The sequence below is a fragment of the Priestia sp. D3YE.R1 genome (assembly GCF_049199565.1).
In the GTDB taxonomy this organism is placed as follows: domain Bacteria; phylum Bacillota; class Bacilli; order Bacillales; family Bacillaceae_H; genus Priestia; species Priestia aryabhattai.
The window spans coordinates 769,203-788,961 of record NZ_JBLTHW010000002.1 but is presented as its reverse complement, the minus strand read 5'-3'; the positions used below and the strand labels follow the sequence as shown (position 1 = coordinate 788,961).

General features: G+C 38.8%; 20 protein-coding genes. 6 read left to right on the top strand and 14 right to left on the bottom strand.

Translation table 11 applies throughout. The annotated features are described in order from the left end of the window. Positions 1-71: 71 nt before the first annotated feature. A complete protein-coding gene (locus ACOZIR_RS16180) occupies positions 72-1,088 on the bottom strand; it encodes a CAP domain-containing protein (protein ID WP_045293827.1) in 1,017 nt (338 codons plus the stop codon). Positions 1,089-1,278: 190 nt separating this feature from the next. Continuing rightward, the gene (locus ACOZIR_RS16175; RefSeq protein WP_045293826.1) at positions 1,279-1,698 is read right to left on the bottom strand and encodes a CBS domain-containing protein; all 420 of its coding nucleotides are present in this window, start codon (positions 1,696-1,698) and stop codon (positions 1,279-1,281) included. Between the two features lie 185 nt (positions 1,699-1,883). On the opposite strand from ACOZIR_RS16175, the gene ACOZIR_RS16170 reads away from it, so the two are divergent. Continuing rightward, positions 1,884-2,243: a YugN family protein gene (locus tag ACOZIR_RS16170; RefSeq protein ID WP_045293825.1), complete on the top strand. Its 360-nt coding sequence runs from the start codon at positions 1,884-1,886 to the stop codon at positions 2,241-2,243. A 189-nt stretch (positions 2,244-2,432) separates the two neighbouring features. Here the strand turns inward: ACOZIR_RS16170 and ctaG are convergent, their stop codons facing one another. The 6 genes from ctaG to cyoE all read right to left on the bottom strand — a co-directional run bounded on the left by ctaG (position 2,433) and on the right by cyoE (position 8,417). Continuing rightward, a complete protein-coding gene (ctaG, locus tag ACOZIR_RS16165; RefSeq protein ID WP_080890214.1) occupies positions 2,433-3,371 on the bottom strand; it encodes a cytochrome c oxidase assembly factor CtaG in 939 nt (312 codons plus the stop codon). 57 nt (positions 3,372-3,428) lie between these two features. Beyond that, positions 3,429-3,761, bottom strand: a complete 333-nt coding sequence (ctaF, locus tag ACOZIR_RS16160; RefSeq protein ID WP_014460982.1) for a cytochrome c oxidase subunit IVB — start codon at positions 3,759-3,761, stop codon at positions 3,429-3,431. 4 nt (positions 3,762-3,765) lie between these two features. Then, a complete protein-coding gene (ctaE, locus tag ACOZIR_RS16155) occupies positions 3,766-4,386 on the bottom strand; it encodes a cytochrome c oxidase subunit III (RefSeq protein WP_013056081.1) in 621 nt (206 codons plus the stop codon). Further along, on the bottom strand, positions 4,386-6,251 hold the full coding sequence (gene ctaD, locus ACOZIR_RS16150) for a cytochrome c oxidase subunit I (RefSeq protein WP_045293824.1): 1,866 nt from the start codon (positions 6,249-6,251) through the stop codon (positions 4,386-4,388). The genes ctaE and ctaD overlap by 1 nt, the downstream gene beginning before the upstream one ends. A gap of 34 nt (positions 6,252-6,285) precedes the next feature. Then, complete coding sequence (coxB, locus tag ACOZIR_RS16145) at positions 6,286-7,341, bottom strand: cytochrome c oxidase subunit II (protein ID WP_045293823.1); 1,056 nt, start codon at positions 7,339-7,341, stop codon at positions 6,286-6,288. Between the two features lie 137 nt (positions 7,342-7,478). Then, entirely contained in the window at positions 7,479-8,417 is a 939-nt protein-coding gene (gene cyoE, locus ACOZIR_RS16140; protein WP_014460983.1) for a heme o synthase, read from the bottom strand. 504 nt (positions 8,418-8,921) lie between these two features. Between cyoE and ACOZIR_RS16135 the strand changes: the two genes are divergently transcribed. Further along, on the top strand, positions 8,922-9,824 hold the full coding sequence (locus tag ACOZIR_RS16135; protein ID WP_412762010.1) for a COX15/CtaA family protein: 903 nt from the start codon (positions 8,922-8,924) through the stop codon (positions 9,822-9,824). Positions 9,825-9,863: 39 nt separating this feature from the next. Here ACOZIR_RS16135 and pyc read toward each other — a convergent pair whose 3' ends face one another. The 3 genes from pyc to ACOZIR_RS16120 form a co-directional block, all read right to left on the bottom strand. After that, a complete protein-coding gene (gene pyc, locus ACOZIR_RS16130; RefSeq protein ID WP_045293821.1) occupies positions 9,864-13,313 on the bottom strand; it encodes a pyruvate carboxylase in 3,450 nt (1,149 codons plus the stop codon). A gap of 133 nt (positions 13,314-13,446) precedes the next feature. Next, the gene (locus ACOZIR_RS16125) at positions 13,447-14,637 is read right to left on the bottom strand and encodes an FtsW/RodA/SpoVE family cell cycle protein (RefSeq protein ID WP_045293820.1); all 1,191 of its coding nucleotides are present in this window, start codon (positions 14,635-14,637) and stop codon (positions 13,447-13,449) included. 143 nt (positions 14,638-14,780) lie between these two features. Beyond that, a complete protein-coding gene (locus ACOZIR_RS16120) occupies positions 14,781-15,047 on the bottom strand; it encodes a YlaN family protein (protein ID WP_370506486.1) in 267 nt (88 codons plus the stop codon). A gap of 281 nt (positions 15,048-15,328) precedes the next feature. Here ACOZIR_RS16120 and ACOZIR_RS16115 point away from each other — a divergent pair, with 281 nt between their 5' ends. Beyond that, entirely contained in the window at positions 15,329-15,829 is a 501-nt protein-coding gene (locus ACOZIR_RS16115; protein ID WP_080890213.1) for a hypothetical protein, read from the top strand. 36 nt (positions 15,830-15,865) lie between these two features. On the opposite strand, the gene ACOZIR_RS16110 is transcribed toward ACOZIR_RS16115, so the two are convergent. Continuing rightward, a complete protein-coding gene (locus ACOZIR_RS16110; RefSeq protein WP_013056072.1) occupies positions 15,866-17,194 on the bottom strand; it encodes a PhoH family protein in 1,329 nt (442 codons plus the stop codon). Positions 17,195-17,410: 216 nt separating this feature from the next. Between ACOZIR_RS16110 and ACOZIR_RS16105 the strand changes: the two genes are divergently transcribed. Continuing rightward, on the top strand, positions 17,411-18,010 hold the full coding sequence (locus tag ACOZIR_RS16105; RefSeq protein ID WP_013056071.1) for a YhcN/YlaJ family sporulation lipoprotein: 600 nt from the start codon (positions 17,411-17,413) through the stop codon (positions 18,008-18,010). 26 nt (positions 18,011-18,036) lie between these two features. Here ACOZIR_RS16105 and ACOZIR_RS16100 read toward each other — a convergent pair whose 3' ends face one another. Next, complete coding sequence (locus tag ACOZIR_RS16100; protein WP_013082304.1) at positions 18,037-18,492, bottom strand: pyridoxamine 5'-phosphate oxidase family protein; 456 nt, start codon at positions 18,490-18,492, stop codon at positions 18,037-18,039. A 185-nt stretch (positions 18,493-18,677) separates the two neighbouring features. Between ACOZIR_RS16100 and ACOZIR_RS16095 the strand changes: the two genes are divergently transcribed. Both ACOZIR_RS16095 and ACOZIR_RS16090 read left to right on the top strand, forming a co-directional pair. Further along, on the top strand, positions 18,678-18,878 hold the full coding sequence (locus ACOZIR_RS16095; RefSeq protein WP_013056069.1) for a YlaI family protein: 201 nt from the start codon (positions 18,678-18,680) through the stop codon (positions 18,876-18,878). Between the two features lies 1 nt (position 18,879). Next, on the top strand, positions 18,880-19,314 hold the full coding sequence (locus ACOZIR_RS16090; protein ID WP_340141491.1) for a hypothetical protein: 435 nt from the start codon (positions 18,880-18,882) through the stop codon (positions 19,312-19,314). 26 nt (positions 19,315-19,340) lie between these two features. On the opposite strand, the gene ACOZIR_RS16085 is transcribed toward ACOZIR_RS16090, so the two are convergent. Then, a complete protein-coding gene (locus ACOZIR_RS16085) occupies positions 19,341-19,658 on the bottom strand; it encodes a YlaH-like family protein (RefSeq protein ID WP_045293817.1) in 318 nt (105 codons plus the stop codon). Positions 19,659-19,759: the final 101 nt, after the last annotated feature.

Here is a 19,759-nt window from a genome sequence, read left to right as displayed (position 1 = left end):
CTAACCTCTACTAAAACTTATGAGAAAGAGGACAAGAGTAGACCTATTTTCAAAAGGAAGTTTTAATCTTACTATTCATTCATCGGAGTGATAAAGTTTTGCGTATAATATTTCTCATATACACCTACACCAAGACGCGTAAACTCTTTATTGAGTAAAGCCTTACGATGTCCCTCACTATTAAGCCACCCTTCAACCGCAGCGATTCCATCCTGATAATTCGAGGCAATGTTTTCGCCCGCGATACGATATACTACATCGCCTTTTTGCAGACGGTTGCCTAAATCACCTTGTGCTGGTGAAACGTGAGAAAAATAGTTTAAATCGCTCATTTCTTTGCTGTGTAAATAAGCTACTCCGGCAGTGGCTTCGTCCCAAGCTAAAGGTGACAGCTGAAACCGGTCTCGAATTACATTTGTAATATCGATAATTTGCTGCTCTTCTCCTTCTTGGACACTTTTCCACTCCTCTGCTGTCAATGACGGAGCTGTGGGAAGCTCGCCGCGATAAACAATTTCGTACGGACGCTGTTTTAATAGCGTGTCCATGTCCATAATTCGAATACTTGAGATTGTATTAAGGAACTGGTCAAAATATAGTTGGACGTATACATCTCCATATTTAATAATTGGGCGCATTTTCATATCCTCTTCACTCAGACGAAATCGGTATTCATTTCCGTCTTTTTGAAGCGTGAGTTCAGATGAAAGCGAAACTCTTTTTTCTACTTCTTCTCGCTTCTCACCAATCTCAAAAGGATCTGTATTTGTTTTTGAACCAATGACGTATACAGATACGACTTGATTATTTTCTACTCCTACCTGCGCATACGTTTGACGATTCTTTTTGTAAATCCACCAGTCATAGCCATATGCAGAAGAATCAATACGGTCCGGCTCTCCAAGCATTCCAATTAACTGTTCTGAATGATCTCCAATGAGCCTCATCATATTTTCACTTTGTTTTTCATAAGAAGCCACTTCTTGGGTGGGCTGACTTTTGGAATCCGTTTGGTTTTGCTCACTATTTTGACCCGTTAGATATTTTTCTAGCTGAGGTAAATAATCCTCCGCGTATACAAATGCCACTATTAATACGAGAATAAAAATAACTTTTTTCAGCTTTTCTTCCTCTCCTTACACCTGTTTTCTTTACCTGTTTAACTTATTTTTATCTCTATTATACATGCATTCAAAAAAAAATAGCTATTGGTATGAAGGAAACAAAAGAAAAAGCCAACTATTTACGAATATCCTGCAAACAGTTGGCTTTCGCTTTTTAATGCGTTTGTTCTGAAATGTCTGAGAGCGCTTCTCCTGCGCGTTCATTTGCATAGCGAAACGTTGATAAATCACCTAGCGATATAATCCCTACTAGCTTTTGATTTTCCACAACAGGAAGGCGACGGATTTGATGTTGAGCCATAAGCTTAGAAGCTTCTTCTACAGAGGCTTCTGCTGTAATAGTTATAAGCTCTTCACTCATAACATCCGTTACTTTACTTGAATTTGGCTTCTTTTCTGCGATGCCTTTTATAACTAAGTCTCGATCTGTAATCATTCCTACTAGCTGATCTCTATCGACAATTGGAATTGCTCCTACATTCCATTCCTTCATTTTCACTGCCACTTCATATACGTTATCGAGCGTGGTGCATGTTTCCGTATCAGCTGTCATTACCTCTTGTACAGTTTTCATTGTTTTATCCTCCTCTACATAGTGTGTTCGCTTTATAGTGTGACCAACTTTTTAGTAAACTTTCGTATTTAGAACGTTTAAATAAAAATAGATAACGTTTACATTTTTCCTTATTAGATATTGCAAGTTTTATCCATTCGGCTTATGATTTAGTTGGGGTATATCTGTTTTGGGAGGGAGTTCATATGAAATTTGAATATGCAAAGTTTGATTCATTAAAGGTTGATTTAGATTTATTAGATGAGATTATGCATCAATTTGGCCTGGTCCGCGCCGGACAATGGGATTATGAACGCGTCACGTACGATCGAAAATTCGAGTTTCAGCGAGATATCTTCTATTTGCGAGTCCAAGGACATGCTATTTCAGGGGATGTAGGGGGCAGGCATGCTGTTATTCACCTTATGACACCTCTGCTAGGCAAACATTATTATCCTCACGGTGTAGAATATGGAGACGGAGAATATTTCCCGCCATCCCTTGTAGAACAGTGTGAAAAAATATTAACACAAATCAAATCACAGCTTGAAACCGTTCAGCTATAGAAGTTAAAGAGGCTGGGGCAAAAGTATGCTAGTTGAAGTTAAATACAAACTACTAATCAAAATTATCGATTAGTAGTTCTTTTTTTGCTGTTGCACGGAAATCAACAGCGGTGTTACAAGCGGTTCAACTCCTTTATCCCCTTTGTTTGTCTTTAGATTGGATCAAGGTAGTTATGTCTCACTCTCTTTTTACTTCAAGGGAGGAGTAGATGTAAGTTCCTTTGCTTTTATATCTTGGCGTTCACTAAAATCAGGCATGTACGTATCCTTCTCTCGTTCTTTTCGAGCCCACTGAAAAAAAATAAAGCCTAAAACCGTTCCATACACAATTTCTTGAATGATCTTCATAATAACGCCGCCGAGCTGCTGATCTTCCACGGGCGGCAGCGTATTAAACATCTCGGGAGCAAGCTGCCCTAAACTTGCAATCATAGAAGGCGGTACACAAAGGGAAAGAGCTTGTACCCAAGCGCTTGAGTCTGTATACGTCGCATACAAAGAATGGTTTGCAAAAATAATCAGCGCGCACGCCGGAGTAAGAAGTACGCCATCTGCAAAAATGTATCCAAGCTTTTTTAAAGAACTTAGCGTTTGTTCTTCTTCTAGCTGATTAACGAGTGGCCACCACATACAAAATGCAGCGATAAATAATACAACACTCACGATTCCATGAAGCATCATATCCGTTTTAATAACATCAAAAAGCAGCGGAATATGATACAAAGAAAATAACCCATTAAATAATAGTAGAGCAATTAAGGGCTTTGTAAAAAATTTAAAAACAGGTTTAACCCCTCTTACATAAATAACAGAACGAGCTAACCACGGAGGAATTCCTAAAATAAAAAGCGGAGGAATCACCAAGTAAACAATTGCCATTTGCGTCATATGAGCACTAAACATAAAATGCCCTAGTAAATCTACAGGTCCTCCTTTACATATATATAAAAGAACCATGCTGATAACAAAATACGCTTTTGTTTTTCTGTCTACAGCCGCCGACCCTATAAAATTCCCTCTCCATCTACCAACGATGAAAAAATATAAGACGGTCACCAGACAAATGGTTAAAAAATAGTAAGGACTCCAGAGTGCTTCAAAACCAAACATCTGCAAATTGTTAATCAACGTCTATTCCTCCTTCTACAGATGATGAAAAGGACTGGCGCATGCCAGCCCTTCTCTTTACCACCAAATAATGGTTACAAAAGCTAAAATGGTTAAAAGAGCTACCAATACGCCTGAATACAAGAAAAATGCTGGTATGGTATGTCCTTTGTGGTTCATATGCATGAAATAATAAAGTTGAAAGATGACTTGAACAACTGCCAAGAGCACAATCACCGGCATAATGTACCATCCGCTAAACTCTTGATAAACCGCAAAAAAAGCAATTAGTGTTAAAAACAACATCATCGCAAAAGAGATAACTTGCATCTTCATATCTTCTGCGTTTCTTTTTTTACGATACTCTAAATTGAGCCTTGGGTTATCTGAGTTTGATTGATTTGTCGTCATCAGCTTATCCCACCATTCCCATTAAATATACAACCGTGAAAATAAAGACCCACACAACATCGATAAAGTGCCAGTATAAACTTGCGACATAATATTTAGGAGCGTTATATAAGTTTAGCCCCCGCTTCGCATTTCGAATCATCAAAGAACCAATCCAAAGCAATCCGAACGTTACGTGAGCTCCGTGTGTTCCAACCAGCGCGTAGAAAGAAGAACCGAATGCGCTGCTTGTAAACGTATGCCCTTCATGAACATAATGCCTGAACTCATAAATTTCTAGCCCTAAAAACGCTAAACCTAAAAGCCACGTAACGCCTAACCATAGCTGCATCTTTTTAAATTCAAAATTTTTCATATGATACATAGCATATACGCTTGTTAGTGAACTTGTTAATAAAATCATGGTAGCTGCAAAAACAAGCTTAATATCAAACAATTCTTCTGGCTTAGGTCCTGACATCGTTGAATTACGCAAAGCTAAATAAGTAGCAAAAAGTGAAGCAAACAAAACCGTCTCTCCGCCTAAAAAGAGCCAAAAGCCGGTAAATTTATTTTTCCCTTCAAGCGTTGCTTTTTCAGGCGAAGCAGGGAAAGTTTCAGCAGTTAGCTTTTGTTCAGTCTCCATTACATCTTCGCCTCCTTGTCATCATCAACTAAGTCCTCTTTGTGAATATGAAAGCCGTGATCATCAATCCATGAACGGAAGAACATCGATAAAAACATGACGATCATTCCGATAATCCCTACAACATCTCCCCACGCATGATCGTTTCGATACAAAAAGCCAATCCCTGCAATAAACATTCCAAGCGATATCATAAATGGAATAAATGACGAGTTTGGCATATGAATATCACCAAGAGGTTCGGCTGGCGTCATTTCTTTATTTCCTGCCATTTTTTCAATCCAATATGCATCTAACCCGCGTACAAGCGGCGTTTGTTTAAAGTTATACTCTGGAGGCGGAGATGAAATAGCCCATTCTAATGTACGTCCGTCTCCCCAAGGGTCTCCTCCTACTCTTTGTCCTTTGGCAGTTGTTTTTATAATGTTAACAAGTAAAATGAGCGTAGCAACCGCCATGAAAGCAGCTCCTGATGAACTGATTGCATTCCCAAGGTCGAGACCTTGATTAGGCAAGAACGTCCATACGCGGCGAGGCATCCCCATTAAGCCTAAGAAATGCTGAATAAAGAACGTTAAGTGGAAACCAATCAAAAAGAGCCAGAACGTTGCTTTGCTTAACTTTTCATCTAACATCTTCCCGAACATTTTTGGCCACCAGTATGTGACACCTGCTAATATAGCGTATACGACACCGCCTACGATAACGTAATGAAAATGGGCAACGATAAAATAAGAATCTTGAAATTGATAATCTGCAGGTGCTACAGCTGCCATAACTCCTGTTACTCCTCCAATAACAAATGACGGAATAAAGGCGACAGCGTAAAGCATTGGAGACGTAAATTCAATACTTCCTCCCCAAAGCGTAAACAGCCAGTTGAAAATTTTAATTCCAGTTGGAACGGCGATAGCCATCGTAGCGACAGCAAAAATGGCATTTGCAATTGGACCAAGTCCGGTTGTAAACATGTGGTGAGCCCACACCATGAACCCTAAAAATCCGATTAATACGGTAGCAAAAACCATCGACGAGTAACCGAATAATCTCTTTCTTGAAAAAGTAGGTAAAATTTCAGAGAAAACACCAAACGCTGGAAGAATTAAAATATATACTTCCGGATGACCGAATATCCAGAAAAGATGTTCCCAGATAATCGTATTTCCACCCATTGTGGCGTCAAAAAAGTTTCCACCGAACAAGCGGTCAAAAATCATTAAAAACAATCCAACCGTCAGTGCTGGAAACGCGAACAAAATAAGAGCTGATGCAACAAACGTCGTCCACGTAAACAGCGGCATACGCATATAAGTCATACCTGGAGCCCTCATGTTAATGATTGTTACGAGAAAGTTGATACCTGAAATCAATGTCCCGGCTCCGGAAATTTGCAAACCTATCGCATAAAAATCAATTCCGTGACCAGGCGACGCAATAGACAGCGAAGCATATGATGTCCAACCTGCATCAGGTGCTCCTCCTAAAAACCAGCTTAGATTTAAAAAGAGTCCTCCAAAGGCAAACAACCAAAAACCTAACAAATTTAAAAATGGAAATGCTACATCTCGAGCTCCGATTTGCAGCGGAACAACCGCATTCATCATCGCAAAAAGAAGCGGCATGGCAGCTAAAAAAATCATCGTTGTTCCATGCATTGTTAAAATTTCATTATACGTTCCTGCACTGACAAAGTCATTGCTTGGTATAGCCAGCTGAATACGTATAAATAGCGCTTCCACTCCTCCGACTAGAAAAAAGATACCGCCGGCAATTAAATAAAGAATGGCGATTTTCTTATGATCAACGGTTGTCATAAAGTCCCAAATTGTTCCACCTACACCCTTCTTTTGACTGAGTGTACTCATCGCTAAACCTCCCCTTTTAAAAACGACTGGACGTTTATTTTTCTTTTAAACTCATTAAATAGTCTGCTAGCTCATTCACTTGTTCATCAGTTAAGTCTGGATATGTACCACTCATCTTATTACCCGGCTTAACTTTCTCAGGGTCTTTTAACCATTTTTTGATATTTTCCTTGTTGTGAGGAAGCACTCCAGCTACACGCTCACGTTCAGAAAAACCGGCTAAGTTTGGTGCTTGACGAGCTTGCTCTGGACGATTGTCTTTGACGTCAACAGCATGACATCCGATACAGCTTTCATTAAAGACTTCTTGACCAGCTTTTGCGGATGCTGTTTCTACATCAGGCTTTGCCTTTTTCAAATCTTTTGCCCACGTATCAAATTCATTGCTTGATACAGCCCGTACTTTAAAGTCCATAAGAGAATGAGATGGACCGCAAAGCTCAGCACATTTTCCGTAGAAAACTCCGTCAGCTTCCTTCGATTTTTTAGAATCAAACACGAGCCAGAATTTATTATCATTTTCTGTGTTAGCATCGAGCTTTCCTCCAACTGAAGGAATCCAGAATGAGTGCTTGACGTCAGAAGCTTTAATATTAAAGTAGACTTTTTTATCCGTTGGAACAACTAGATCTTGGGATGTAATAATTTTTTGATTAGGATACTCAAATTCCCACCAGTACAAGTTAGCACGCACATTTACTACGACAGCATCTTTGTCCTTCATTCCTTTTACGTCCGCTAGCTTAAAAGTTGAGATGACCGTTGGAACAGTCAAAATAATCAGCAGCAAGATAGGAATCACTGTCCATATAATTTCTAACTTTCTGCTCCCCTCTACTTGCTTTGGAATCACATTCTCTTCGCCTTTACGACGGCGAAAGCGCAGAATAACAAATATAAAGATAATGGTGACAACAATAATAACTAAAACCATGATAGCTGTACTAAGCAGCATAAGCGAATATTGTTCTTCAGCTACCTCACCTGCAGGCTTAAGTGTTGACAAAAACGGTTTTCCACAGGCCGATAACACGAATGCAAGCAGCGTAAATAACGACAAAACACGAAAGTTCAATCGCCATTTTTTCATACCATTCCCCAACCTCTCTTTCATTGACGTGATTTCATCTATGCCCTCTTGAGCATAAAACTTATTCCTTCTATAATGAATTCTACATGTAGAAGAAATCCCCCTTGTGCAATGTCGCATTCAGTGAAAGATTTTATCTAGGCAAAAAGCGTTGCGACAATCATTGAGACAAATAAAATAGTTAAATAGTTTAGTGAGTAGACAAACATCATGCTAGCCCACTTTGTGTCTTCTTGTTTATTGTATTGAGCAAATCCTAAAAATAGCCATCCTATGTTTAAAACAGTGGCTAAAATTAGAAATGGAGTGCCTAATTCGTATAAATAAAGAGGTAATGGCAACAAACAAGCAATCCAAATGAGAATCTGTCGTTTTGTAAGCTCAAAACCGTGTACAACAGGCAACATAGGGATTCCCGCTGCTCGGTATTCTTCACACCTTCGCATAGCAAGAGCTAGAAAATGAGGCGGCTGCCAAATAAACATGATTAAAAATAATACCCAAGCCACTACGTGTAAATTGGGATCGATAGCGGCCCATCCAATTAAAGGCGGGACAGCGCCTGATATACTTCCGATTACTGTATTAATTGTGTATAGTCTTTTGGACCACATGGTGTAAAGAACTACATATGTAAGTATTCCTGCTAATCCGATGAGAGCGGCTACGGAAGAAACAACTAGTAGCATAAGCAAGCCGGTTAACGTCAAACCGATTCCAATCCCAAGGACCGTCAAAGGTGTAAAACTCCCTGTCACTGTAGGTCGTCCCTTTGTTCGTTCCATTAGAGGGTCAATGTCACGATCTATGTAATTGTTCAAACTGCATGAACCGGCGATGATAAGTGAAGAACCTATTAAAGTAAAAAATGCTTTATCCAGGTTTTCTAAGAAGTGTTGTTCGTTGAAGAAAAGAGCTAGCCAAAAACCAGTAAAGGTGGTGATGAAATTTGAATTGACTATTCCAATTTTAATCGTAGCTAAAAAATCTGACCAAATGGAACTATTTTCGCTTACATGAGCTGTGTTAGGCGATGCAGAAAGCGTTGAATCTTCCACCATTTTTGAATCTTCCATGGCGCTTCCTCCTTTACTCATCCACAGACTTTTATCTAGTAAATAAAGAGTCTATAAATGAAGGCGTTTTCAACATATTTTTACAAAAATCTCCTCTTTGTTCACAAAGAAGTCATATTCCTCTCACCAAAACTACTTAAAAGCTTCACATGCAAACGGTAAAATAGTAGAGAAATATCTATTTCTCATGTTTATTAAACCATATTTTGCCGTTACTTTGTGAAGAATTCATGAAAAAAATATGGATTTTTTTTGTCATGAGCTAAATGCATGTCCCTGTCACTTGTTAAAAGATATTTCCGCAAGTAAAATAGTTTTCTGTACGGTACCTTTTACACATCTGCAGAGTCAAACTCATGAACAAACCTTACACTTTCTACCATTATAACAAATTCAATCAAGTTTATGGAGAATAAATGAAATTTATGTTTAATATACAAAAAGATTAGAATAAATTGTTTAGCTCGTTATATTACTTACTTTGCTTTTAGGATGGTGATTATTGTGCGACTTGGATTAAAGTTGTTATCCATTGTAACAAGCATGGCCATGTTACTTATTCTACTTGGCGGTGCCCTTGTGACGAAAACTGGTTCAGCAGACGGGTGCGGAGATTCTTGGCCTTTGTGTAACGGACAGCTCATTCCTGACCCTTTAACATTTGAAACCGTTGTTGAATTAAGCCACCGCTTAGTTTCTGGCGTGTCGGGCTTTCTTGTGCTCGCTTTGTGCGTGTGGGCGTGGATTGCATTAGGACATATAAAAGAAATTAGGCCTTTAGCGTTTATTTCTTTTTTCTTCCTCGTACTGCAAGCATTAATTGGGGCAGCAGCCGTTATGTGGGGGCAATCAGATGCGGTGCTAGCTCTTCATTTTGGTATTTCTCTTATTTCGTTTGCTTCTGTGCTGCTGTTAACACTTATTATCTTTGAAGTGGATCAAAAGCTCGACGCAACTAATATGCAGCTAGGTTCTAAAATGAAAAAACATATTTACGGGGTTATCTTGTACACATATGCCGTTGTGTACACGGGCGCGCTTGTTCGCCATAAAGAAGCTAGCTTAGCCTGTCCAGACGTTCCATTGTGTTCAAATGGAAACGGTTGGCTACCTGTTGATTTGAATCAGTGGATTCAAATGGGACATCGATTCGCTGCTGTTTTAACGTTTGTATGGATTTTAGCTGCCTTTATCCATGCAGTTAAATATTATCGTCATCAAAAAAATATTTTTTACGGATGGTTAGCTGCTCTCATTCTAGTTATTTTTCAGACGGTTTCCGGTATGCTTGTTGTTGTCACACGTCTGCAGCTAGAGCTCGCGCTTGCTCATTCTTTAATTATCTCTTTCCTATTCGGTGTATTAAGCTACTTAACCTTACTTGCAACGCGTCATACACATAATTAATCAGAAAAGGTACGAGCTCTGAGCTCGTACCTTTTTTGATTAGCTTTCTAATTCAATTAATAAATCTCCCGGCTGGATGCCATCTCCATTCGACACGTGTACTTGTTTAATCACGCCGTCAAATGGTGCTTGCACGGTTGTTTCCATTTTCATTGCTTCTGTGATCATTAAGTGATCACCTTTTGAGACTTTATCGCCTTTTTCTACTACTACTCGAATAACAGTTCCAGGCATTGAAGCGCCGATGTGGGCCGGATTTCCTTGGTCGGCTTTTTGTTTTGCCGTAACGGTTGTTTTGACACTTTCGTCTTTAATCACGACTTCACGTGGCTGACCGTTCAATTCGAAGTATACTGTTCGCGTACCGTCTGCCTGAGGTTCACCAATGGATACAAGACGAACAATTAAGGTTTTTCCTTTTTCAATTTCAATTTCAACTTCTTCTCCTAAACGCATTCCATATAGGAAAGTTGGTGTATCAAGAACGGAAATGTCCCCATATTGCTCAACTGCTTTGTGGTAATCCATAAATACTTTTGGATACAGCGCATAAGCAATGGCGTCAAAACTTGTTACTTGACGATTCAAGTCTTTAAATAGCTTAGCTTTCACTGCATCGAAGTCCACATCTTCTAACAGTTCTCCAGGGCGAACTGTAATAGGTTTTCTGCCTTTTAAAATGATGCGCTGAAGCTCTTTAGGGAATCCCCCGTGCGGCTGTCCTAAATACCCTTCAAACAATTCAATAACTGAATCCGGGAAGTCAAGCGTTTCACCGCGCTCAAACAGCGTTTCTTCTGTCAAGTTGTTTTGAACCATAAACAATGCCATATCTCCAACTACTTTTGATGATGGCGTAACTTTTACAATATCACCAAATAGCAAATTCACGCGTGAATACATCTCTTTTACTTCATCCCAGCGGTTTCCTAAACCAACTGCTTTTGCTTGCTGCTGTAAGTTGCTATATTGACCGCCTGGCATTTCATGCTCGTACACTTCCGTATGAGGAGCGTTCATGCCGCTTTCGAAGTCTTGGTAATACTTTCGCACATCTTCCCAATAGTAAGAAAGCTCTTCTAGATTTTTAATATCCAGGTTTGGTCTACGGTCCGCTCCTTCTAATGCATAATAAAGAGAGTTAGCACTTGGCTGAGACGTTAAGCCCGCCATTGAGCTTACGGCTACGTCCACAATGTCTACACCTGCTTCAATTGCTTTTGCATACGTGTATACACCGTTTCCGCTTGTATCATGCGTATGAAGGTGAATGGGAATATCAACCGTTTCTTTTAAAGCCGATACTAAATCATAAGCTGCCTGCGGTTTTAAAAGACCCGCCATATCTTTAATGCCTAGGATATGTGCGCCAGACTGCTCAAGCTCTTTTGCTAAGTTCTTGTAGTAATCCAAATCATACTTACGGCGTGTCGGATCTAAAATATCACCTGTATAACACATCGCTGCTTCTGCAATCTTCCCTGTTTGACGAACGGAGTCAATTGCAAGAGTCATTCCTTGCACCCAGTTTAAGCTGTCAAAGATACGGAAAACATCAATACCTGCATAAGCTGATTTTTCAACAAATTCCTTAATTACATTATCAGGATAGTTTTTATATCCAACCGCATTTGACGCGCGAAGAAGCATTTGGAAAAGAACGTTTGGCGCTTGTTGACGTAAAGTAAGCAAGCGATCCCACGGATCTTCTTTTAAGAATCGATAAGCGACATCAAACGTTGCTCCTCCCCACATTTCCATAGAAAATAAATCTGGAAGCAAGCGTGCAGTTGGGTTAGCTACTTGTTTTAAGTCGTTTGTACGAATACGCGTTGCTAACAGAGACTGATGGCCATCACGGAAGGTTGTATCCGTTAATAGCACTTCCTTGCGTTCTTTCACCCAATTTACTAGCCCTTCAGCACCTTTTTCATCTAAAATCTGCTTTGTTCCGTTTTGAATTGGTTTGCTTATATCCACACTAGGAACGCGCGGTTTCGTAAAGATTGGCTTTTTCTTTTCCGATACGCCTGGGAATCCGTTTACCGTAACATTCCCAATGTATGTAAGCATTTTAGTTCCGCGGTCTTTTCGCTTTGGGAAAACAAAAAGTTCAGGCGTTGTATCAATAAATGATGTATCATAAGCACCTGTTAAGAACTTATCATGCTTCACTACATTTTCAAGAAACGGAATATTTGTTTTAATTCCACGAATACGAAACTCTTTTAAGTTCCGCACCATTTTTGATGCAGCTTGATCGAATGTTAATGCCCATGTTGTTACTTTTACTAACAGTGAATCATAATACGGTGTAATTACAGCACCTTGGAAGCTGTTTCCCGTATCTAAGCGTACGCCAAAACCGCCACCAGAACGATAAGCCATAATTTTACCCGTATCCGGCATAAAATTGTTTAACGGATCTTCTGTCGTTACACGAGATTGAATCGCATATCCATGTACTTGAATTTGATCTTGTGCAGGAATGGACACTTCCTTGCTGTGAAGTCCGTAGCCGTCTGCAATTAAAATTTGCGATTGAACGATATCAATACCTGTAATCATTTCAGTAATTGTGTGCTCTACTTGAACACGTGGATTTACTTCAATAAAATAAAAATCGTTTCCTGATACTAAAAATTCTACTGTACCAGCATTTATGTACTGCACTTTTTCCATCAGCTGTACAGCTGCTTCACAAATGCGGAGACGTAAGTCTTCATCTATAGAAACACTTGGTGCTACTTCTACTACTTTTTGGTGGCGACGCTGCACAGAACAGTCGCGTTCATAAAGATGCACAACATTTCCTTGTTCATCACCTAAAATTTGCACTTCAATATGTTTTGGATTTTCAACTAATTTCTCGACATACACTTCATCATTACCAAAAGCCGCTTTTGCTTCTGATTTGGCACGGTCATAAGATTCATTCAGGCTGTCTGCATCGCGAACGATACGCATGCCTCGACCGCCTCCGCCCAAAGCCGCTTTGATCATTAGAGGATATCCATGCTGATTAGCAAATTCTTTTGCTTCGTCAATTGAATCAATAGGACCATCCGTACCAGGAATAACGGGAATATCTGCTTGAATAGCCTGATGACGTGCTTTTACTTTATCGCCAAACATATCAAGATGCTTGGATTTTGGGCCAATAAAAATAATGCCTTCTTCTTCGCAACGTTTTGCAAATTGGATATTTTCTGACAAAAAACCATAGCCAGGGTGAATAGCATCTACATCATGAGACTTAGCAATGTCGATGATGCCTTCTATATCTAAATAAGCATCAATCGGTTTTTTCTCCGCTCCTACTAAATAGGCTTCATCCGCTTTGTAACGGTGATAAGAACCTGCGTCTTCCTTCGAATAAATTGCAACAGTCCGAATATTCAGTTCAGTACATGCTCGAAATACACGAATCGCAATTTCTCCTCGGTTTGCTACTAATACTTTTTTGATTTTTTTAGTTACAAAACTCATGTTGCTAATCTCCTCTCAATTTCGTATAAACTTCAATATATAGCAAAATTGAATAAAAGAAAAGCAAAAATCTATGGAAAATGATAAAATTCCAATAAATTTTTGCTTTTTTTACACAATTTTTTCACGAAAATCAATCACTTGTTGTTGATGTATTGTTCGGATGTAGCACAATATTTTCCGTATTTTTCTGTTTTTTATTGTGATAATTTACGAAAAACGAAATATTTACAATAATTCCCATAGATACCATCAGCGTTAGCAGCGAAGACCCTCCATAACTGATAAATGGAAGCGTTACCCCCGTAATCGGAATGAGTCCCGTAAGTCCTCCAAGGTTAATCCCCGTTTGGATACCTATCATACTCGCTACTCCAATACAGATCATACTAGCAAACGGATCCTGAGATTTTTTAGCCAGCATTAAAATCCTGAAAATTAAGAAGCCTAAAAGACCCAGCACGAGCATAACTCCAAAGAACCCTAATTCTTCTGCAATAATAGCCATAATGAAATCGGTATGGGGCTCAGGAAGATAACCATACTTTTGTACACTTTCTCCTAAACCAAGGCCTTTTAAGCCTCCTGTACCTATTGCTAAATATGAATTAACCAGCTGATAACCGGTTCCTTGAGCATTGGCAAACGGATCTGATGCACCGGTAAAACGGCCAATTCGATTGGCAGTAAACTGACCTGTAAAAAAACCAATCGTAATAATTACCGTAAGCAAAATGATACCTAGTGCTAGCATGCGGAAGAAGGTTTTTTTAGAGATTCCCGAACATAGCATAATGGTAACGGCAATAGCAAAAATAATTGATCCCGTTCCAAGGTCAGGCTGAATCGCTACAAAACCTAATATTAGAAATACAAGACCCATAGGTCCAAAAAAAGCTTTTTTGATGTTGTCAATATACTCTTGCCTTTTAGACAAAACATACGATAAGTATAAAATGACAACAAGCTTGGCATACTCAGCCGGCTGCATGTTTGCTCCCCCAAGCTGCAGCCAACTTTGCGCATTGTTACTCGTATGACCCATTACAAACACAAGCAAAAGCAGTACAAAAATGCCCAGAATCGCATAAGGCAGTATTTTAGGATACAGCTTGTAAGGTGTTAGCATTGTTAAAATGAACAATACAAGCGTAAAAGCAAGCCACATTTTTTGTCTGTTGTAAAAGAAATCACTTGACGTATGATATCTTGTAATACTTACAATCATACTTGAACTGTAAACCATAACTAGTCCAACCGCACAAAGAAGCAGCACTGGAATTACAATCGAATAGTCAAAATGCCTAAATATTTTTTTTACCATAACCCTCTTCCTTTAAAAATGACGTGTTTCTGTTTCGTTTCATCTTTTATGTACAAATTTGAGTAAATTAGGAAATTTCAACCACCTGTAATAAAAAACTCAAACTACGTTTGTATATAGTTTGAGTTTCGATCGCGTGATTTTTATTTTTTTGTAAACGCTTCATGCAGTGCAGAAAGTTCACGCTCGAGGCGGTCTAGCAATGTTTTTCCAACACGTTCATCAATTAAACCAAGACGAACTGCAAAATCAATTTCTCTTGATAAACCAAACATTTGTGTATCTAAAACCTCTTCATAAAGAGGACATTGTGGCATTGTTAAGTTATCCATTTGAACTTGAATTAATTGCAAAATCTTATCTGCATCAGCTTTTAACAACGCATACGCTTTTTCACGATGATCTATCATTGTCTCAGGCGTCAAACTCAATCCCTCCGTTCGCGAGCGATTACCTAATCTATCTCTCAATTTTAAAGGCTATGCTCCAAAAAAGCAAGGATAAACATGTCCGTGAGGCTGGCCGTCTTTTTTATACTGTTACTTTCTCAAAAGCATTACCATAGATGTAGGAAATTTCGCACTTTCGTTGACTCTTACATTATATCATACGAGAATCACTCTCAACTAAATTTTTTCATCAAAGTGACAAATAAGTAGAAAGCGCTTATACTTTTAGCAAGGGGGCATTTATGATGAATTCAATTATTATGTTAAAAGGAAAAGTAAAATATACGCTGACACTTGACCCAAGCGTGTGGATTTTCGATGACCGCAAGCTCGATATGGACGTTTTCTTTGAACATCCACCGGAGCAAAAAGACGAGACAGAAGCGTACACAAAGGCTGTTTCGAAGCATTGGGACCGTGAAATTCAAGAAGGAGCCGTCTTTCCTCCTACGTTAAAAACCGAAAAGAAATTCAAAAAACAGGAGCTAGTAAATGGAACATTTGGCATTTCATTTGAACCTTTTCTAGCAAACGCTTCACCTACTGAAGAAGCTACCAACGTTTCATTTAAAACAAAAGACGCGCTGATTTCTTTTTCATTAGAAGAAGCGCAAAAACTAATCTTTGGTTTCAGCCAAGATGGAAAGCCTCTTAGAGAAGACGGGCCTATCTATGTCTATTTACCTGACGGGTCTAACCGAAATAACCCTATTAAATATGTGGAAGAAATCATCGTTACATAATAAAAAAGTGGGGTTCCAAAAGGAACCCCACTTTTTTTAAAGAATATCAGCTGCTAATTGTGCTAGCCCGGAGCGCTCTCCTTTGATTAACCGAACGTGTCCCGATACTTTTTGCTCTTTAAACTTTTCAACTACGTACGTTAATCCGTTGTTATACTCATCTAAATAAGGATGATCAATTTGAGCCGGATCTCCCATAAGCACAATTTTACTCTTTTCCCCTACCCTTGTTAAAATTGTTTTAATTTCATGCTTCGTTAAATTTTGGGCTTCATCAATAATAATGAACTGCTCCGGAATGCTTCGGCCTCTTATATATGTCAAGGCTTCCACTTCTATCGAACTGAGCCCCGCTAGAATCGCATCCAGTTCTCCAGGTTTTTTAGTGTTGAATAAGTACTCTAGGTTATCATAAATTGGTTGCATCCATGGACGAAGCTTCTCCTGCTTTTCTCCTGGCAAGAATCCAATATCTTTCCCTAAAGGAACAATTGGACGAGCTACAAGTAGCTTTTTAAAACATCCTAAATCTTCCGTCTGCATAAGTCCTGAAGCTAAAGCAAGCAGCGTTTTACCCGTACCTGCCTTTCCAATTAACGTGACCAGTTGAACGTCGTCTCTAAGAAGAAGTTCTAACGCCATAATTTGCTGAACATTTCGAGGTTTGATTCCCCAGATATGATCATATTCAAATAAAAGCTTTTTTACTTTCGTTGTTGTTTGATCGACAATGCCGATGGCTGATCCGGATCCCCCAAATGCATCTTTCATCACTAAGAATTGATTTGCAAAAAAGGAGTGGTTCGCAATTTGAGACGTTAGCAGCTCTCCTTTTTCGTAAAATTGACTCAGCAGTTCTTTTGCAATATAGACTTCTGAAAAGCCTGTATAAATACTATTGAATTCCACTACTCGATCACTTAAAAAATCTTCTGCTCTTAAGCCGATTGCGTCAGCCTTCACACGTACCAACACATCTTTACTCACTAGGATCACTTCACGTCCATCTTCTTTTGTTTCCTCTTCAAGAGATAAATTTTTAGCAACGGCTAAAATTCGATTATCATTTGTTTTTTCTACAAAGATTTCTTGAAGCTGTTGAAAAGAGCGATGGTTGAGTTCAATTCGCAAATGGCCCCCATTTTCTAACGGGATTTTCTCATATAACTTTCCATGTTGTCTCAAGTTATCAATGAGTTTGGATACCTGCCTTGCATTTCGTCCGACTTCATCCATATTTCTTTTTTTCGAATCAACTTCTTCTAATACAACGGCTGGAATCACTACTTCGTTATCATCAAATGAAAAAATTGAATGCGGATCTTGTAATAAAACATTCGTATCTAATACATAAATTTTTCCCAATAATTCAGCCTCCTACTCCGATTGTTTTTCCTGTAAGGAGTGAAACAAGGCACCCATCCATTTATATACTATGTAACGCACATGTGTGAAGTGACCTTAAATGGACGGACCATTTTCTTTAAATATATGAACACGTGTATAAAGATAGAAGAACTATTAGAAACTAAATACAAATTACTACAAAAAATGAGTCATTCATAAGGAGGAGTCTCCCACATGAACAAATTTTTTCTATCCATTAGCTTATGTTTTATTACACTAACCGGCTGCAACAATAACCAAGCAGACGTTGAAGAAGGGCAAAAAACAGATCGAATTGTACAGGTGAAAAATTCATCTCCTGAACGCTCTCACAAGCGTACTGCTAATGAAATATCAGCACATTTAGTTGAACTGGCTTCAAGCGTTCCGAATGTAAATGATGCTACTGCCATTGTGCTCGGTAAATATGCAATCGTAGGCATTGACGTCGGCAAAGATATTGATCGTTCAGAAGTAAGTTCAATCAAATATACAGTCGCTGAAGGTCTGAAAGCTGACCCGTACGGCGCTAATTCTGTTGTTATTGCAGATCCTGATACGGTTGCTCGGCTAAAACAAATTGGAAATGAAATTCGCAAAGGCCGTCCGGTTACAGGATTTTTAGATGAATTAGCGGCCATTGTAAACCGAGTGATGCCTGAATTTGCAGAAGAAATCCGCCGAAATCCTAGTTCAACAGATACAAACAATCAAAAATTAAATAATAAACAAGAGCAAAACTTAAAGAATGAGCAGGAAAAACAATCTAATAATCATCTTCAAAAAAATGAATAAGAAAGTCGCTTAGCGGCAGGCTGCTGCTAAGCTTTTTTTATCGCTTCAATTACTTGCTTATCGAGTTTAGCGGCTGCTACTGGATCATAGGTCTTTTCATATGAAGGGTTTACTGAAATTTTAGAACCATAGAACATGACATCTCTTACTTCATTAATATCTAGTTCAATTAGTGTCAGCTTTAAAGCTACTCCTTCTAACTTTTCTTGCACTACCTCAGCTATTCCGCTGATTGAGTAGCATGATTCATTAGCAAGAATATTTACCACGGCTTTATTCGTATGTTTAATGTTTTCTACAATCCTCGATTTGACATCTACGGCAAATCGAATTTTTTGTTTAGTCGGAGCTACTAACCACGAAATGGCACTAACATTTGGACCGTTTGTTTCAAAATCAATAGTTGAAATGGTTGCAAATCTCTCTGTCTGTAGCTCATCGTATAATGCATCTACTAATTGAGTCTCGACTTCGTTGGCCATTTTCATCCCTCCTACTGTTTATGTACTTACTAGTTACTATCTTCGAGCTAACAAGCAAAATTACCTGCTTCTTTAGGAATGTTTTCCTATCGTTCCTTTTCTCCTGAGAGATAGCACCGCAAAAAAACTTTATAAAACAAGGATTTTCGGCTAGAATGATGTATAGAGAAGTTGAGGTGATAGAAATGAGAGTACAATGTGTCATGTGCGATAAAATTGAAACAATTGAGGATGAAACGCTCGTGGCAAAACGACTGCGCAACCGTCCTATCCATACATATATGTGCAATGAATGTTCTGAACGGATTGAAAAACGAACAAAAGAACGCATAGCTACTGGTAACTTTAAACTATATGAGTCGAAAAAGACAGAGGAGGATTGGTAAGGTGCTCCGATTAGGAATAAGTATTGGCATGTTAAGCGGGATTATCCTTGGGTTATGTTTGAAATGGATAGAATGGCTAACCGGCAAACAAGTTTATACCCTTTTATTAAATGTTGATTTTATTCCTATCATTGGCCCTATTCAATGGCCTGAATGGGTAGAGTTTGTTTTTCATTTATTCATTGCCGTTGCAATTGGGATCGTTTTTGTTTACATAGTAGGTAAATTAAATAATATGTCTATTCGAAAAATCGTATTGTGTTCCTTTTTATTAACACTTCCAACCATTCCTTTGTATTTTCCGTTGACGCTGCTTGCGCTTAAGCCTACGCCTGCGGCGGATGATGCAGTAGCGATTTTCTATTGGACAGCTGGCCATTTAATTTTCGCAGCCGCTCTTGGTTTCGGCTATATCCTCCTAAAAAGACGCTTGTAGCTACAAGCGTCTTTTTATGTAGTCTTCTATGAACCAAACGTGGAGTTTTGCTTTTTAGACTGATACAGCCGTATTTTATAAATGATTAATACAAGCGCTGCAACCACAAGCCCTTCAGCTACAGGTAAAAAAATGCCTAAAAACGTTAAGATCGTACATCCAAAAGCTAAAAACAGATAAATAACCACAGATTTTAAAAGCGGCAGCTTCTTTGCAAACCCGAGTTTGTACACGAGAACAGATAGCCCTAAAATAGTAAAGTATAACAGCCACATTCCTATTTTTGCATGTTCATCTACTTGATACAAAGCTGCAAAAAATGAAAGGTGTTCTTTTACATCCATATTTCTTCCCCCTATTCCTTATTTTACATTATTCGATATAAGCCACCTTTTTCCTTTCCAAATCCCTTCTTTATAAAACGCTTTCAAAAAATAGAAAATTC

Coding starts and splice junctions, on each gene's coding strand:
- ACOZIR_RS16175 (WP_045293826.1), bottom strand. CDS start 1,698: ATGAAAACTGTACAAGAGGTAATGACAGCTGATACGGAAACATGCACC.
- ACOZIR_RS16170 (WP_045293825.1), top strand. CDS start 1,884: ATGAAATTTGAATATGCAAAGTTTGATTCATTAAAGGTTGATTTAGAT.
- ctaF (WP_014460982.1), bottom strand. CDS start 3,761: ATGACGACAAATCAATCAAACTCAGATAACCCAAGGCTCAATTTAGAG.
- ctaE (WP_013056081.1), bottom strand. CDS start 4,386: ATGGAGACTGAACAAAAGCTAACTGCTGAAACTTTCCCTGCTTCGCCT.
- ctaD (WP_045293824.1), bottom strand. CDS start 6,251: ATGAGTACACTCAGTCAAAAGAAGGGTGTAGGTGGAACAATTTGGGAC.
- coxB (WP_045293823.1), bottom strand. CDS start 7,341: ATGAAAAAATGGCGATTGAACTTTCGTGTTTTGTCGTTATTTACGCTG.
- cyoE (WP_014460983.1), bottom strand. CDS start 8,417: ATGGAAGATTCAAAAATGGTGGAAGATTCAACGCTTTCTGCATCGCCT.
- pyc (WP_045293821.1), bottom strand. CDS start 13,313: ATGAGTTTTGTAACTAAAAAAATCAAAAAAGTATTAGTAGCAAACCGA.
- ACOZIR_RS16125 (WP_045293820.1), bottom strand. CDS start 14,637: ATGGTAAAAAAAATATTTAGGCATTTTGACTATTCGATTGTAATTCCA.
- ACOZIR_RS16120 (WP_370506486.1), bottom strand. CDS start 15,047: ATGATAGATCATCGTGAAAAAGCGTATGCGTTGTTAAAAGCTGATGCA.
- ACOZIR_RS16115 (WP_080890213.1), top strand. CDS start 15,329: ATGATGAATTCAATTATTATGTTAAAAGGAAAAGTAAAATATACGCTG.
- ACOZIR_RS16105 (WP_013056071.1), top strand. CDS start 17,411: ATGAACAAATTTTTTCTATCCATTAGCTTATGTTTTATTACACTAACC.
- ACOZIR_RS16100 (WP_013082304.1), bottom strand. CDS start 18,492: ATGGCCAACGAAGTCGAGACTCAATTAGTAGATGCATTATACGATGAG.
- ACOZIR_RS16095 (WP_013056069.1), top strand. CDS start 18,678: ATGAGAGTACAATGTGTCATGTGCGATAAAATTGAAACAATTGAGGAT.
- ACOZIR_RS16085 (WP_045293817.1), bottom strand. CDS start 19,658: ATGGATGTAAAAGAACACCTTTCATTTTTTGCAGCTTTGTATCAAGTA.